This window comes from Carboxydocella thermautotrophica, from assembly GCA_003054495.1.
Classification (GTDB): Bacteria; Bacillota.
In genome coordinates, this window is sequence record CP028514.1 from 2,085,465 (window position 1) to 2,100,307 (window position 14,843).

The 14,843-nt window shown below is 51.5% G+C and carries 15 protein-coding genes and 1 other annotated feature; of the genes, 7 read left to right on the top strand and 8 right to left on the bottom strand.

From position 1 onward, the window contains the following. Window positions 1–6: 6 nt before the first annotated feature. The 3 genes from CTH_RS10370 to CTH_RS10380 all read right to left on the bottom strand — a co-directional run bounded on the left by CTH_RS10370 (window position 7) and on the right by CTH_RS10380 (window position 2,619). Window positions 7–723, bottom strand: coding sequence for a DUF2935 domain-containing protein (locus tag CTH_RS10370; protein ID WP_079906491.1), 717 nt, complete (start codon window positions 721–723; stop codon window positions 7–9). Window positions 724–964: 241 nt separating this feature from the next. Then, window positions 965–2,203, bottom strand: a complete 1,239-nt coding sequence (locus CTH_RS10375; protein ID WP_078665567.1) for an Nramp family divalent metal transporter — start codon at window positions 2,201–2,203, stop codon at window positions 965–967. Window positions 2,204–2,274: 71 nt separating this feature from the next. Further along, window positions 2,275–2,619 carry a Smr/MutS family protein gene (locus CTH_RS10380; RefSeq protein WP_078665566.1) on the bottom strand — a complete coding sequence of 115 codons (345 nt, stop codon included), beginning with the start codon at window positions 2,617–2,619 and terminating at the stop codon, window positions 2,275–2,277. Between the two features lie 475 nt (window positions 2,620–3,094). Between CTH_RS10380 and CTH_RS10385 the strand changes: the two genes are divergently transcribed. From CTH_RS10385 to CTH_RS10400, 4 genes are read left to right on the top strand one after another with little or no spacing between them, the layout of a single operon-like run. Further along, entirely contained in the window at window positions 3,095–3,490 is a 396-nt protein-coding gene (locus tag CTH_RS10385) for a DsrE/DsrF/DrsH-like family protein (RefSeq protein WP_078665565.1), read from the top strand. Window positions 3,491–3,509: 19 nt separating this feature from the next. Beyond that, window positions 3,510–3,749, top strand: coding sequence for a sulfurtransferase TusA family protein (locus tag CTH_RS10390; RefSeq protein WP_078665564.1), 240 nt, complete (start codon window positions 3,510–3,512; stop codon window positions 3,747–3,749). A 35-nt stretch (window positions 3,750–3,784) separates the two neighbouring features. Beyond that, window positions 3,785–4,924 (top strand): NAD(P)/FAD-dependent oxidoreductase, encoded by a 1,140-nt coding sequence (locus CTH_RS10395; RefSeq protein ID WP_078665563.1) that lies wholly within the window; start codon window positions 3,785–3,787, stop codon window positions 4,922–4,924. A 15-nt stretch (window positions 4,925–4,939) separates the two neighbouring features. After that, window positions 4,940–5,536: a helical membrane plugin domain-containing protein gene (locus CTH_RS10400; RefSeq protein WP_107753814.1), complete on the top strand. Its 597-nt coding sequence runs from the start codon at window positions 4,940–4,942 to the stop codon at window positions 5,534–5,536. A gap of 109 nt (window positions 5,537–5,645) precedes the next feature. Here the strand turns inward: CTH_RS10400 and hcp are convergent, their stop codons facing one another. The 5 genes from hcp to aroF form a co-directional block, all read right to left on the bottom strand. Then, entirely contained in the window at window positions 5,646–6,929 is a 1,284-nt protein-coding gene (gene hcp / locus CTH_RS10405) for a hydroxylamine reductase (protein ID WP_078665561.1), read from the bottom strand. Between the two features lie 114 nt (window positions 6,930–7,043). Next, entirely contained in the window at window positions 7,044–7,490 is a 447-nt protein-coding gene (locus CTH_RS10410) for a hypothetical protein (RefSeq protein WP_078665560.1), read from the bottom strand. A gap of 120 nt (window positions 7,491–7,610) precedes the next feature. Further along, window positions 7,611–10,037 carry a phenylalanine--tRNA ligase subunit beta gene (gene pheT, locus CTH_RS10415; protein WP_107753815.1) on the bottom strand — a complete coding sequence of 809 codons (2,427 nt, stop codon included), beginning with the start codon at window positions 10,035–10,037 and terminating at the stop codon, window positions 7,611–7,613. Between the two features lie 17 nt (window positions 10,038–10,054). Then, the gene (gene pheS / locus CTH_RS10420) at window positions 10,055–11,077 is read right to left on the bottom strand and encodes a phenylalanine--tRNA ligase subunit alpha (RefSeq protein ID WP_174183025.1); all 1,023 of its coding nucleotides are present in this window, start codon (window positions 11,075–11,077) and stop codon (window positions 10,055–10,057) included. A 14-nt stretch (window positions 11,078–11,091) separates the two neighbouring features. Then, entirely contained in the window at window positions 11,092–11,901 is an 810-nt protein-coding gene (gene aroF, locus CTH_RS10425) for a 3-deoxy-7-phosphoheptulonate synthase (RefSeq protein ID WP_079907358.1), read from the bottom strand. Window positions 11,902–11,950: 49 nt separating this feature from the next. Next, window positions 11,951–12,212: a binding site (T-box leader), on the bottom strand. Window positions 12,213–12,377: 165 nt separating this feature from the next. Between aroF and phnD the strand changes: the two genes are divergently transcribed. Genes phnD through phnE form a run of 3 tightly spaced genes read left to right on the top strand, consistent with a single transcriptional unit; the run spans window position 12,378 to window position 14,834 of the window. Further along, window positions 12,378–13,259, top strand: a complete 882-nt coding sequence (phnD, locus tag CTH_RS10430) for a phosphate/phosphite/phosphonate ABC transporter substrate-binding protein (RefSeq protein ID WP_159073861.1) — start codon at window positions 12,378–12,380, stop codon at window positions 13,257–13,259. Further along, complete coding sequence (locus tag CTH_RS10435) at window positions 13,256–13,999, top strand: phosphonate ABC transporter ATP-binding protein (protein WP_078665555.1); 744 nt, start codon at window positions 13,256–13,258, stop codon at window positions 13,997–13,999. Before phnD ends, CTH_RS10435 begins: the two co-directional genes overlap by 4 nt. Then, window positions 13,992–14,834: a phosphonate ABC transporter, permease protein PhnE gene (phnE, locus tag CTH_RS10440; protein ID WP_207656814.1), complete on the top strand. Its 843-nt coding sequence runs from the start codon at window positions 13,992–13,994 to the stop codon at window positions 14,832–14,834. The genes CTH_RS10435 and phnE overlap by 8 nt, the downstream gene beginning before the upstream one ends. Window positions 14,835–14,843 lie beyond the last annotated feature (9 nt).

Genomic DNA, 14,843 nt, shown 5'->3' on the forward strand with positions numbered 1-14,843 from the left:
GTTTTCCTATGGCCAGAGACTGAGAAAATAACGTCCTTCCCGCAACAGATGTTCCGGCCAGTCAGCCGGAAAAACCGCCAGCAACTGACACCGTCTGGCCCGCCGCGCTACTTTTTGTTTGTATTTCAACACCGCCAGCACCGTTTCCCGGCTATCCGCCAATGCCTGGCCCAGGGTGAGGGGGAAATCTCTATCCTGCCCCACCAGAGACTCCCAGTTACTCAGAGTCAGGCGACATCGTTCCAGTCGCCGCAACAACAGGGCTGCTTCAGCCTGAAGTAACTGTTCCGTAGGATCCAGCTGCTGGCTGAGCAGTTGCAGGTGTTCAGCAAAAATACGTAACCAGAATAAACTCTCCCTTAACTGTCCCAGGCGGGCATGGGGGTTACCGGTGGCACTCAACCGCAATAACTGACAGAAAAAGCGGGTCTCCCGGGCCCAGTGGTCCACCAGCAGGGGATACAGGCTGGCCTGCACCTGACAGCGCAACATGCGATAAAGCAAACGCCGCAGCCAGCGGCAGGTTTCCCGGGCCAGGGCCAGAATATCTGCCTTGCTGACAAAATAGCCTCCCCGCAGCTGGTCCTGCACGGCCTGGAGGCGTTGTTGAATTTGTTCCGCCTCCTGCCGCCAGGCTTTTTCCCCTTCCGCCAGCCGGTTTTTCGCTGTCTGCAGATGTTCCTGTAATATTCCCAGCCAGAAGATTAGTTCTTCCTGTGGCATTTTCCTCCCCCCAGTACCTGTCTTCTGCTTCAATGTATGCACCCCTGGGCAGGATAGTGCATATATTGCCAGTGTAAAGGGGAGTAGTTGGTGGTATTAACCTGCCACAGGCAGAATCGACATACTGGTAGCAATACCCGGTTCTGCCACCGTCCAAACCCGGGGACGGGCAACGAGACCTTTACCTCGACTGCAGGTCGGGGTAAAGGTCTTTTTTCTGTGAAAAGGGGAAATGGGGGGCTCACCCCCCAAAACCGCTCAATAATAGTATGCCGTTAAAAGCCAGCACCACAGTCACCACACTCCAGCCCAGCAGCTGTTCCCAGGGCCGGTCCGCCAGTTCCCCCAGTAAATCCCGGCGCCGGGTCAGCAGAAGCAGCGGCACAATCGCCCCTGGCAGGGCAAAACTCAAGACCGCCTGGCTGAACACCAGGGCCTGCAGGGGATCGGCTGCCCAGAGCAAAACCGCCAGAGCCGGGCCCATGACCAGAAGCCGTCGCCAGGTCACAGGCAGGTCAAGGCCGATAAAGCCTTTTAGCACCAGCTGGCCACTCATCGTCCCCACCACAGAGGAGGAAAGGCCGGAAGCCAGCAGGGCAATGCCAAACACCAGCTGGGCCAGACTGCCCAGCATTGGCTGTAAACTGTGGTAAGCACCGGTCAGACTGTTTACTGCAATCTCCTGCCGGTGGAAAACTGCCGCTGCCACCACCACCATGGCCCAGTTGATGAAAAAGGCGGTATTCATGGCCAGGGCAATATCCCGGCATTCCCAGCGAAACAGCTGGCGTAAAAAATCTGCAGATGCTCCCTGGGGGCGCCGGTCCAGCACCAGCTGAGAATGCAAAAACACTACATGGGGCATTACCGTTGCCCCCAGCATAGCCACCGCTACCAGAATCGAGCCGGCAGGCAAACGGGGAATTACTGTATGGGCCAGCACCTGCGGCCAATCAGGTTTGGCCAGAAACAATTCTATCACATAACAGAACCCAATTAAAGCTACAATGGTGCCTATCACTATTTCCAGCAGTCTTTGCCCATAGCGTTCCAGGGCCAGAATGGAAACAGTCACCACCGCTGTCAATAGCCCGGCCAGCCAGAGGGGAACCCCAAGCAGCAAATAAAACCCCAGGGCCGCTCCCAGAAATTCAGCCAGATCAGTAGCCATAGCGGCGATTACCGCCAGTAACCATAACAGGCGATTGACTCCTGGCCGAAACTGTTCCCCGCACAGTGTGGCCAGGTCTTTCCCGGCGCCAATCCCCAGTTTGGCTGACTGGCGCTGCAGAAAAATTGCCATTAAATTGCTGAGCAGCAGTACCCAGAGCAGGCTGTAGCCGAAACGGGCTCCCCCTTCCAGGTTGGCAGCAAAATTGCCTGGATCGACATAGGCCACCGCTACCACCACGGCCGGGCCCAGGCTGGATAGCCAGCTGCGGCGGGCAGGTACAGCTGCCAGATATGTCGCTGTCTTCAACCGGCATCACCCCCCGTTCTGTCAGGACTTCATTTCAGCCTATGACAGAGGGGGTAAAAGGGTGCTATTGCCTACAAAATAACAATCGTTATTCCCGGATTACCCCGGTCCAGGTCCCGGTCCCCTTTCAGTTCCGGCACCAGTTCCAGAGCCCTCCGCCCTTCCGGCGTAAAGATGGACCATTTATCACCGGAAACAAAGTGACGAATTAAGCCTGAGCGGCGGTGAGCAGCCAGGGCTTTTTGCATTTCCCCCCGCAAAGTGCCACCCACCCCACTGGAACCGTAGCCGTGGATTACTTTTACTGCCTTGGCCCGCCGGGCTTTGGCACCCCGCAGGGCCTGCAGCAAGCGCAGCCGGGCCTGCTCCACCGTGGGCATGCCTTGCTCAATATTGGCTGTTTCCAGAATCGCCATCAGTGGTCACCTCGTGTCATAATATCTCCCCTAACATTATTTTAACTCTAAAGAGTCGTAGTGTCTTCTTTTTTTTGCAATATCATACCTAAGAACTTTGAACCTTAGCAAACATTAAAAAGTGTTAGTTATCTAAAATAGAAGACTTCTCAAAAACTTCATGCTTCAGCGCTGACTTTTCAATAAATGATTGACAAAGCGAATTTAGTGAATTATAATAATAAAAGAATACATATACGGGGTATATGTAATAACTTAAAATACGGATTAAGTAGTATGATAAAGTTTTCCCTGCGTCAAATAATTTATAAAAAACAAAAATATAAAGTGACGGGGGAAATTTATTAAAACTTACATAATACCAATCTAAGATGTATCAAGGTGGTGAGAATCTCAAAAAGGTAAGAAAATTTGTCAAATAAAAAAGCGGTTGAAAAGATTCACAAAACTAAACTAAAAAAGGAGAGAAGATAAAATGGAACAACCAAAATTAACTGTTATCCTTATTTCCGGAGAAATGGAAAAATTACATGCAGGTTGCTTGGTGAGCTCAGTAGCTGCCGTATCCGGCATGGAAGTAAACATTTTTGTAACAATGGATGCACTTAAAGCTTTCCGCAAAGATGTAATTGAATCCAAAAACTTCAAAACCGGTGAAATTGGCCAAGAGATGCTCAATAAGAACGTTGAACTTTTTTATCAGTTGTTAGAAAATGCAAGAGATATGGGCACCTGTAATGTATACGGTTGCGCAATGGCAATGGACTTAATGGAATGGAAGAAAGAAGATTTAGTAGACGTATTTGATGATATTATCGGTGTCACTGCTTTCCTTGGTAAAGCTGTAGGCAGTCAAATTATTGTAATGTAAATTAAAGGAGGGTAATAATATGTCTGAAGTACAAATTACAAAAACTATTGATGCTCGTGGTGCATTTTGTCCAGGACCATTGATGGAGTTAGTAAAAACAATTAAAAGAGGTAACGTTGGCGAAGTATACGAATTGTTATCCAGTGACAGTGGTTCGGCTAAAGATGTTCCGGAATGGGTTAGCAAGATGGGACATGAGCTTGTTTACAGTAAGCAAGACGGGAATTTTTGGCGTATAGCTGTTAAAAAATTGAAGTAATTTATTTTTTATTTTCGCACAGGGAGGTGAACCTGATGGCCAAACGCATTATCGTTTTAGGGAGTGGCGTGGCTGGTAGCATGGTGGCCAACCGCTTGGCAAAATCCATGCAAAAGGAAATATATAGTGGCGAAGTAGAAGTGTTGGTTATTGGGAACAAAAAACAGCACCTTTATCAACCTGGTTTTTTATTTATGTCCTTTAACGAAGGCACATTAGAGCAATTTTCCAGGGAACAAAAACATCTTTTACATCCAAAGGTTAAGTTTATACTTGAAGAAGCAACAAAAATTGATACAGCCAACAACACTGTAACCACTACTAAGCAATCCTATAATTATGATTTTCTGGTGATTGCAACGGGGTCGTACCCGGATTTCAATTCAGTTCCCGGGCTGGCTGAGGCTTCACATAATTTCTATACGCCTGAAGGTGCTGCGAAGTTACGTGATGAACTCTTCAAATTTAAAGGTGGTACAATCTTAATGACCATAGATGTTCCACACAAGTGTCCTGTTGCTCCGCTTGAGTGGATTTTTATGGCAGATGAACTGTTCAGAGATTTAGGAATTCGCGATAAAGTAACACTTAAGTATACTTATCCTATTGGCCGTATTCATTCTCTGGAACCTGTTGCCGAATGGGCAGAGGCGGAATTTGAAAAACGCGGCATCGAGTATGAAGTTTTCTTTAATCTTGAAGAAGTTGATCCAAACAAAAAACTGGCATACAACATGGACGGAACCGCGCATCCTTATGATTTGCTTATCTCCGTACCGGCGCATGTCGGAGCAAAAGTGGTTAGGGATTCCAATATTGGAGATGAAGACGGATTTATTCCCACTGACCGTTACAGTTTAAAAATGATTGGTCAAGACAATGTTTATGTTTTAGGTGATGCAACCAATCTTCCAGTAAGTAAAGCTGGTTCTACTGCCCATTATCAGGCGGATGTAGTTGTTAAAAATATTATTAGCCAGATAAAAGGACTCCCTGCTTCTCATCGTTACAGCGGTAAAGCGTTTTGCTTTATTGAGTCAGGTTTGAATGAGGCAACCTATATTTGGTTTGATTATAAGACACCACCTCAACCTATGCCATCTTCTGAAATGTTGCACTGGTTTAAGCTTGCTTACAATGAATTGTACTGGTTATCCGTTCGTGGGATCATGTAAAGGGGGTGGTGAACCATGTCCCAACCCGCACAAAATGTTGTACACACCGTTCAAAATGACTCTGAAGCAGCAGGAAAAACCAATCAGCTGTTAGGCCTTATCAATGCCGCCATTGATTCAATGGATGCTTCGGTAGTGCAAAACCTGGTCAGTACCGTGGTTCAAATCGGTGAAGTTGCCGATGAATTAAATACGCCGGAAATGATTGAGCTTTTGCGAGAGGTTCAAAAGGCCGGTAAAAACCTCCAGTCTTTAATTGCTGAAGTAAATAAACTGCAGGAATCAGGCGCATTTGATGTTTTAATTGAACTAGTAGGAATAGTAAAATCTGTAAAAGATTCTTCTACAGCAGGGGTTGTTACTGATATTCTGAAACAAGTAGTGGAATTAGTTTCGATGCTGGACCAAGTACTGGCTTTAGGTGGCGGCGAGCTTTTACTGGGTATGATAAATTCTTTGAATGAAGCCATAGAAGAAAACAAAAACAAACAACCCAAAAGCATGTTTGCTATAATACGGCAGTTGAATTCAGATCCTGATATCAAGAAGAGTGTGAATGTGCTGGTTTCATTCCTGAAAAAGTTTTCAGCTCATTTGAATCTGGAAAGGTAAGATAAAAATAAAACGTGTAATTGACCTTACCATAATTTTGCGGACCCTTATAACAGACAAAATACTAAAAACCCCCACCGGTCCAGTAAACCGATGGGGGTTTTCCTGCTTAGCCAAGAATCGCTTTCAGGTCTTCTTCCGGAGTTGTGATCAGCTGCAGGTTGTAGTTTTCCTGCAAGACCTTGAATACATTCGGAGTCACAAAAGCCGGAGGAGTAGGACCTAAGCGCATATTCTTGATACCCAGGTAGAGCAGGGTGGTCAGGATAGCAACGGCCTTCTGTTCAAACCAGGACAGCACCAGGCTCAGAGGCAGGTCGTTGACTCCGCAGTTAAAGGCATTGGCCAGGGCCAGAGCGATCTGGATCGCAGAGTAGGCGTTATTGCACTGGCCGATATCGATCAGGCGGGGAATACCATCGATATCCCCCAGATCCAGGTGGTTGAAGCGATATTTACCACAGGCCAGGGTGAGGATAACGGTGTCCTTAGGAGCCTTTTCCACGAATTCAGTGTAGTAGTTACGTCCCGGCCTGGCACCATCGCAGCCGCCTACCAGGAAGAAGTGCTTGATTTTGCCTGCTTTCACCGCTTCAATGATCTTATCGGCCAGGCTCAGTACCGGCACATGATGGAAGCCGGTGGAAAGAGTGCCTTTAGGCGCTTCCGGCAAGGGCGGCAGGGATTTGGCTTTTTCAATTACCTGAGAGAAATCCCGGTTCTGAATATGGGGTACACCGGGCAGCTTCGCTACACCACAGGTGAAAATCCGGTCTTTATAGGCTTCAGCTGGCAATAGCACACAGTTGGTGGTTACCAGGATAGCGCCAGGGAACTCGGACCATTCTTTTTTCTGGTTCTGCCAGGCAGTGCCCCAGTTGCCCACCAGGTGGGGGAATTTCTTCAGTTCCGGATAAGCATGGGCCGGCAGCATTTCACCATGGGTATAGATATTGATCCCGGTGCCTTCAGTTTGCTTCAACAGCTCATACAGATCCAGCAGGTCATGGCCGGTGACCAGGATACCAGGGCCAGGCTTGCTGCCGGTTTCAACAGTGGTAGGTACGGGAGTACCAAACCGTTCGGTATTGGCCTTATCCAGCAGCTCCATAGCCTTCAGGTTAATACGACCAGCTTCCAGTACCATTTCGATATGATGGTTCAGGTCAAAGTCCACGTTGGTAAGAGTAGTGAACATTGCTTTTTCCATAAAAGCATCAATTTCTTCATCGACATAACCTAATTCCCGGGCATGATAGGCATAGGCAGCAATTCCTTTGAGGGCAAAGACCAGCAGGTCCTGCAGAGCCGCAATATCTTCGTTCTTGCCACAGACCCCTACAGTGGTGCAGCCTTTGCCGCCAGCGGTTTGTTCACACTGGTAACAGAACATGTTTCCATCATCCTCCTCTTATCTTTTCTTGTAGTGGTAAGCTCTGGCTAAATTGTAACACAGTCCAAATAAAAAAAGTGTGACCGTAGCCACACTTTGAAATGTTTTTTCGCACTAGATGTTTTTACTGATATTATCGATCACAGCATCCAGGAGATCTGCATCATCGATAATTCGCGGCCGGGCGATATTTGGATCCTTCAACTCGCCACCTTCCTGGCGTAGCAGCTGGCGCGCCTCTTCTGCTTTGCCCTCTTCTACCTCCACAATTACCTTGCAGTTAACATCAGCTATTTCCTCGAACCGCCCATAACCACTGGCCATGGGGCTGGCCGCTGCCAGGGGAGATTTGCTCATATCCACCGCATGAGCGGCAGAGCGCAAAGTCAGGCCAGCCAGACTGGGTGCTCCCTCAGCACCGGCCAGATTGGTGTCCACATTCAGGTCTTCATTGTAATGGTCATTGATATCCATATAAACTTTGTTAAAGCCAGCAGCTTTCAAGCGGGCTACCGTTTCACTGGCCCGTTTGAGATTGCCAAAATAGGCCTCAATTTGCATACACACCCCTCCAGCATTGCTGTTTAATGATAGTGTGGCCGGAGGGGTGTAGAAAGATACTAAAGGGAAATTTTTTCCTCGGTCATTATATCTGACCCCCCATCGCGGAACAAAATCCGCCTAGCGCAGCTTGCCACCAAACTCCGCAGCTACAGCAGTCAGGATCCGCTCCTGCCGGGCATTTACTTCTTCATCGGTCAAGGTACGGTCAGCCGCCTGGTAATAGAGGCTGAGAGCCATGCTCTTCCAGCCCGCCGGCACCTGGGTCCCCTGGTAGACATCGAAGATTTCCACCCGCTCCAGGATTTCACCGCCCTGTTCCCACACTACCCGCAACAGTTCTTGCGCCGGGGTTTCCACCGGTACCAGCAGGGCCAAATCCCGGGCAATGCCGGGGAAGCGGGCCAGGGGCTGGTATTGTTTCACTCCACCTGCAACAGCAAAGAGATTTTCCAGGTACATTTCGCCAGTTACAATCTCCCCGCTCAATTCATAGTTTTCCACCACATCAGGGTGAAGCTGCCCGATCAAGGCCAGTTCCCGGCCGCCAGCTACTGCCCGTGCCGTACGGCCCGGATGGAAGGTGGGCAGGAAATCCACCGGCTGCCAGCGTACATCAGTAATACCTAGCAGCTGAAATAATCCCTCGGCAATGCCTTTGGCCCAGTAGAAATCATAGGGCTGGCCTGCCCCCAGCCAGCTGCGAGGGCTGCTGCCCAGGCCCAGGAAGGCCAGCTCCAGGCTTTCCCGTGGCAATTCTCCTTCCCCCAGGGGCAGGAAAACATGACCCTGTTCAAAAATGGCCATTTCCCTGAGCCGCCGGTTATAATTGCGTCGCGCTGTCTCCAGCAGGCCCGGCAGGAGAGTGGTCCGCATTTGTGATGCTTCCTCACTGAGAGGATTCTGGATTACTACCGCCCGGGCCAGGGGACTGCCCTGGGGCAGGTTCAACTTCTCCAGCTGGCCGGGATTGGCAAAGCTGAGATTGATCACTTCCGTCAGGCCCGCTCCTACCAGATAGTCCCGCACCCGGGCCGCCAGGGCCTGTTCCCGCTTCAAGCGTCCCTGGGTGGTAGCCATTACCGGCAAATCAGTAGGAATGCGGTCGTAGCCATAGAGCCGGGCTACTTCCTCAATCAGATCAGCTTCAATGCTCAGGTCCTGGCGCCGGCTGGGAACTGTTACTACCAGTACGCCCGGTTCCGCTTCGTTCACGGTCAAACCCAGGCGTTCCAGCAGCTCAGCAATTTCTGCAGAGGTCAGCTGCAGCCCCAGATAGGAATTAACCCGCTGGGTTTTCAGCCTGATCACCGGTGCCTGCCACTTTACCACCTGTACATCTACCATACCGGCTGCCACTTGCCCGCCAGCCAGCCGTTCCAGCAAATGGGCCGCCCGCCGGGCAGCTAATGGTGCCAGCTCAGGATCCAGTCCCTTTTCAAAGCGCAGGGATGCTTCTGACCTCAGCCCCAGTTTGCGGGAGGTCCGGCGCACAGTGGCTCCGGCAAACCAGGCCGATTCCAGCAGAATATGGCTGGTAGCCGCTGTTACCTCAGTATCCAGTCCACCCATGACCCCGGCCAGAGCCACGGCCCGCTGGCTGTCGGCAATGACCAGGTCATCATTGCTCAGCGTCCGCTCTTGCCCGTCCAGAGTGGTCAGCTCTTCGCCCTCTGCTGCCCGCCGCACCACAATCCGCTGTCCCTGCAAGGTATCATAATCGAAAGCATGCAGGGGTTGGCCCAGTTCCAGCATAACATAGTTGGTAATATCCACCACATTGTTGATGGGACGTACTCCCGCTGCTTGCAAACGATTTTGCAGCCATAGGGGTGAAGGCCCCAGCTTGACTTCCCGAATAACCGTTGCTGTGTAGCGTTTACATAGATCAGCAGCAACGATTTCCACCTGGACCTGTTCCGCTGCCCCCGGCTGGTATTCCCGGTACTCCAGGGCCGGCAGACGCACTTCCCGGCCCAGTAAAGCCGCCACCTCATAGGCTACTCCCAGCATGGACAGGCAATCCGACCGGTTGGGGGTGAGTTCCAGCTCCAGAACCACATCATTTAAGCCCAGAATTTCCTTGATATCTGCTCCCAGGGGGATGTCCGGAGGCAGAATCAGGATCCCGTCCTGTTGTCCTTCCGGCAGCAATCGTTTTTCAATCCCCAGTTCTTCTCCGGAACAGAGCATGCCATTGGACTCTATCCCTCTGAGTTTGCCCCGCTTGATTTTGATATCCCCCGGCAGCCGCGCTCCCACCAGGGCCACGGGCACCACATCCCCGGCCTGGACATTGGTGGCACCGGTAACGATTTGCAGCCACTCAGCTTCCCCGACATTGACCTGGCAAATCCGCAGCTTATCGGCATTGGGATGGGCTTCAATTTTTTCCACCCGGCCCACGACTACCTTTTCTATCCCTTCCCCCCGGTAGTGCAGGTTTTCCACTGCTACCCCGGAACGGGTCATTTTTTCTGCCAGTTCCTCGGGGGTAATCCCCGTCAAATCCACATATTCCTGTAACCAGTTAAAGGAAACACGCACTCTCTCTTCCCTCCAGTCTAAAATTGTTGCAGGAAACGCAAGTCATTATCAAAGAGCAGGCGCAGGTCATCGATACCGTATTTCAGCATGGCAATCCGCTCTACCCCCATGCCAAAGGCAAAGCCAGTCACTTCCTCGGGATTATAGCCGGACATGGCCAGTACATTGGGGTGAACCATCCCGGCCCCTAAAATCTCCAGCCACCCTGTCCCTTTGCAAACCCGGCAGCCCGCACCGCCGCACATCATACAGGAAATATCCACCTCGGCACTGGGTTCCGTAAAGGGAAAGAAACTGGGGCGGAGGCGGATTTCCCGCTCCGGTCCGAACATTTGCCGGGCGAACAGTAGCAGCGTACCCTTGAGATGGGCAAAAGAAATATCGCGATCTATCACCAGCCCCTCCACCTGGTGGAACATGGGAGAATGGGTAGCATCATCATCGCGTCGATAGACTTTGCCCGGAGCGATAATTTTCACTGGCACCTGGGGTCGCATGGCCTCCATGGTACGTACCTGTACCGGTGAAGTATGGGTACGCAGCAGAATTTCCGAGGTTACATAAAAGGAATCCTGCATATCCCGGGCCGGATGATCCCTGGGGATATTCAATGCTTCGAAATTATAGTAGTCATATTCTACTTCCGGGCCCTCCGCCACGGCAAAGCCCATACCCAGGAAGATTTCCTGGATTTCCTCCAGCACCTGGGTGAGAGGATGCTTATGGCCTCTTAATACCGGGCGGCCGGGTAAAGTAACATCAATTTTTTCCCGGGCCAGCCTTTCCTGCTTGGCTTTTTCCTTCAGCTCAGCGGTTTTGCTTTCCAGAGCTGACTCCAATCGCTCCCTTACCGTATTGGCCAGCTGGCCGATGACCGGCCGCTCTTCCGGGCTTAGTGTTCCCATGCCGCGCAGGATTTGAGTCAGTTCCCCTTTCTTGCCCAGATATTTTACCCGTATTTCATTTAAGGCGTTCAGGTCCTGAACCCCGCTGATTTCCTGCAGGGCCGTCTGTTCCATTTGCTCCAGTTGTTGCCGCACAGTCGCTTTCCTCCTTATGCCAAACTTTTTCCAACCGCCCTCGCCACAGGCTCCAGTTCCTGTAAGAGGCGGGCAAATTGCTCGAAATTGAGGGATTGTTGCCCATCACACAAAGCCTGGTCAGGCTCCGGATGCACTTCAATCAAAAGCCCATCAGCACCACAGGCTACCGCTCCCCGGGCCAGCGGCCCCACCAGCCGTCTTTGCCCGCTGGCATGGCTGGGGTCCACCACTACCGGAAAACCCACTTCCTGTTTGAGCCAGGCTACCGCCCCCAGGTCCAGGGTATTGCGGGTAGCCGGTTCAAAGGTGCGAATCCCCCGTTCACAGAGGATAATCTGATCATTGCCTTCCGCCAGAATGTATTCGGCTGCCGCTAACCATTCCTGCAGGGTGGCCGCCAGGCCCCGCTTCAGGAGTACCGGTTTACCCAGGCGACCGACTTTGCGCAAAAGGCTGAAATTTTGCATATTGCGGGAACCGATCTGGATGATATCCAGCACTTCTGCTCCCGCCCGCAGGGAATCCTCATCGATTACTTCCGAAACCAGCAAAAGTCCGTATCTGGCCTTGGCTTCAGCCAGTAATTCCAGGCCAGCTTCCCCCAGGCCCTGAAACCCCCTGGGACTGGTACGGGGTTTAAAAGCACCCCCGCGCATGACTTTTATTCCTAATTTGTGCAGCGCTTCAGCACAGGCCAGAACCTGTTGACGGCTTTCCACGGCGCAAGGACCGGCCATGGGCACCACCTGGCTGCCGCCAAAAAAGATCTCACCCACCTTCACCGGTTTAGGATTGGGGTTTTTCAATACCTGCATTTCCATCCCATGACCCTCCTTTTGCTTTAGAAATAAAATAAGCTTCGTCCCAAAATAATGGGACGAAGCCTGTGCTCCGCGGTACCACCCAGTTTCCGGCTGATAGCCGGCACTCATTAAGCATACGGGACCGTAAGTCCGATATGCCCCCCGGGATAACGGTCAGGGTGACCGGCCGCACCTACTGGCCGAAATGGCGTTCAGCTGGCTGCTCAGGAGGGAACTTCGCTACGGCTAACCTGGCAGGGCTTCCAGTCGCCGACCCCGCCTCCCTGGGAGGTATGACCCGTGCTACTTTTCTCCGTCATCGCTTTTTATTACTTTGTTTGCTAAGTATTATATACAGTTTATGCGGTCAATGTCAATGTTATAAGCAAAATTTATCACCAGCTCAATCTGATAAAAAACTTTAATTGGACGAAAAAAAGTAATTTATGCTATAGTAACCATGAAACAAGATTAGCTTGAAGGAGATGAGGGTTGTGATTAGAAAAGCACTCACCCTGTTGATCATACTGGTGGCCTTGCTGTCCGCAGCTTGCAGCCAGCAAACAGCCACTACCAGTGAGAAGAAAGAGCAGCCCAAGGTATTACGGGTCGGCCTCATACCCAACCAGGCCCCGGAGAAAATTAAAGCCAAATATGAGCCTTTCCGCAAATATCTCGAGGAAAAGCTGGGCATGCCGGTAGAGCTGTTTGTTGCCACCAACTATGCCGGTGTAGTAGAAGCAATGGCTGCAGATAAACTGGATATGGCCTATTTCGGCGGTCTCACCTATGTACAGGCCAAACAAAAAGCGAAAATTCATCCTATCGTCACGGAGATTGACAGTGAAACCAAAACTACCAAATACTACAGCCTGATTATTACCCCGGCCAATAGCCCTATTAAAACCCTGCAGGATTTGAAAGGCAAAACCTTCGCCTTCGGGGATATTAACTCCACCTCCGGTTCCCTGTATCCACGGATTATGCTCGACCGGGCCGGGCTGAAGGTACCGGATGATTTCGCCAATATCATCTATACCGGCAAACATGATGCCACTGCTCTGGCTGTTCAGAATGGCAAAGTGGATGCCGGTGGCCTGGAGGGCCGAATTTTGAACAAGCTAATTGAAGATGGCAAAATCGACAAAAACAAAATCCGCATTCTGGCCAAATCTGACCCCATTGAAGGGTATCCCTGGTGTGTCCAGGACAGCATGGACCCTCAGCTGGAAGCAAAAATAGTGGACGCTTTTCTCAGCATCAAAGATCCGGAGTTGCTCAAGCTTTTACGGGCTGAAGGCTTTGCCAGGGTTAAAGCCGAAGACTACGCCTATGTAGAACAGGAAGCCAGACGACTGGGGTTGTTAAAACAATGAAGCCGATCATACAGGTAGAGAATGTCAGTAAGGTCTATGGCAATGGTACCAAGGCCCTCAAAGAAGTGTCTTTTTCAATCAAGGCGGGAGAACGGGTGGGAATTCTCGGGGCCAGCGGCTCAGGGAAAACCACCCTTTTCCGCCTTTTAAACGGCTCGCTTTTACCCACTTCCGGCAGGGTCTCGGTGCTGGGTCAGGACCTGGCAGAACTCAGCCACCGCCAGCTGCGCCAGCTCCGCACCCGCATCTCCCTGGTCTATCAAAACTATAATCTGATTCCGGGACTCAGTGTTGCCCACAATGTCTATATGGGCCGCCTGGGCAGTATCTCTCCCTGGCAGGTTATGCGCTCCCTCGGCTGGCTAACCGTTCGGGAACGGGAGGAGATCCAGGCAGTACTGGCCAGTGTCGGCCTGGCCAATAAACTGGAAGTGAAGGCCAGTGAACTTTCCGGAGGTCAGCAGCAACGGGTAGCTATTGCCCGTACCATCCTGGCCCGGCCGGAGATCATCCTGGCCGACGAGCCCATTGCCTCGGTGGATGTCCATACCGCCCATCTCCTGCTCAATATCTTTAAGGAACTGAATGAAAAACAGGGAATAACTTTAGTGTGCAATTTACACCAGGTGGATTTTGCTCTAACTTACTGTCAACGTTTACTGGTGCTACAGAAGGGGCAACTGATCTATGATGGCCCACCGGAGGCTTTCCCCGGACCGGGGAGGTGGGCTGATGCTTAAGCGAATGATCCGCCATCTGACTCTGATCCTCTTTCTGCTGCTGCTGGTCAGCTGGAGTTTCAGCTATACTAAATTCCAGCCCGCTGCTTTCCGGGAAGCCGGTAACCTGAAGAACATGCAGGCCTTTCTGCTGGGCCTCTGGCCCCCGGATTTCAGCCCGGAATTTCTCAGAACTGTGGGCAAACTTCTGCTGGAAACCCTGGCTATTTCCACTGCCGGTACCGCCCTGGCAATCATGGGAGCCATTCCCCTGACTATCCTGGCTACCCCGCCCCGGGGTGAAGAGCTCTCCCGGGTCGCGCAGGGAACCCTGCCCTGGCTGCTGCGCTGGGAATTGTATTATCTCAGCCGCTCGCTTTTGAATCTCTGCCGGGCCGTCCCCGAGCTGCTCTGGGCCCTGATCTTTATCACCGCTGTCGGTCTGGGCCCTTTTCCGGGTGTACTGGCTCTGGCTACCCACAGTCTGGGCATTCTGGGCAAACTCTATGCCGAAATTCTTGAGGCGACTGACCAGCGGCTGGTAGATACGGTGCGGGCTACTGGCGCCTCTGAGCTGGCGGTGCTGCTTTATGCCCGTATTCCTGTAAATCTGCCGGTACTGCTCTCCTATACCCTCTTTCGCTGGGAATGCAACATGCGAGCTGCTACCGTCCTGGGTTTTGTGGGAGCCGGCGGGATCGGTACCCAGCTAACCCTCAGCATGCAGTTGTTTGCCTATCACGAAGTAGCTACTCTGGTGCTGGTTATTCTCCTCCTGGTTCTGGGGCTGGATTTACTGGGACAATTTATCCGCAACAGCCTGCTAAACCAGCCAGCCAATCACCTGCAAAGATGAACTGGAATA

Excerpts from the sequence above, each read along its gene's own strand:
- CTH_RS10370 (WP_079906491.1), bottom strand. The coding sequence starts at position 723 with ATGCCACAGGAAGAACTAATCTTCTGGCTGGGAATATTACAGGAACAT.
- CTH_RS10380 (WP_078665566.1), bottom strand. The coding sequence starts at position 2,619 with ATGGCGATTCTGGAAACAGCCAATATTGAGCAAGGCATGCCCACGGTG.
- CTH_RS10385 (WP_078665565.1), top strand. The coding sequence starts at position 3,095 with ATGGAACAACCAAAATTAACTGTTATCCTTATTTCCGGAGAAATGGAA.
- CTH_RS10390 (WP_078665564.1), top strand. The coding sequence starts at position 3,510 with ATGTCTGAAGTACAAATTACAAAAACTATTGATGCTCGTGGTGCATTT.
- CTH_RS10395 (WP_078665563.1), top strand. The coding sequence starts at position 3,785 with ATGGCCAAACGCATTATCGTTTTAGGGAGTGGCGTGGCTGGTAGCATG.
- CTH_RS10400 (WP_107753814.1), top strand. The coding sequence starts at position 4,940 with ATGTCCCAACCCGCACAAAATGTTGTACACACCGTTCAAAATGACTCT.
- hcp (WP_078665561.1), bottom strand. The coding sequence starts at position 6,929 with ATGTTCTGTTACCAGTGTGAACAAACCGCTGGCGGCAAAGGCTGCACC.
- CTH_RS10410 (WP_078665560.1), bottom strand. The coding sequence starts at position 7,490 with ATGCAAATTGAGGCCTATTTTGGCAATCTCAAACGGGCCAGTGAAACG.
- aroF (WP_079907358.1), bottom strand. The coding sequence starts at position 11,901 with ATGGAAATGCAGGTATTGAAAAACCCCAATCCTAAACCGGTGAAGGTG.
- CTH_RS10435 (WP_078665555.1), top strand. The coding sequence starts at position 13,256 with ATGAAGCCGATCATACAGGTAGAGAATGTCAGTAAGGTCTATGGCAAT.
- phnE (WP_207656814.1), top strand. The coding sequence starts at position 13,992 with ATGCTTAAGCGAATGATCCGCCATCTGACTCTGATCCTCTTTCTGCTG.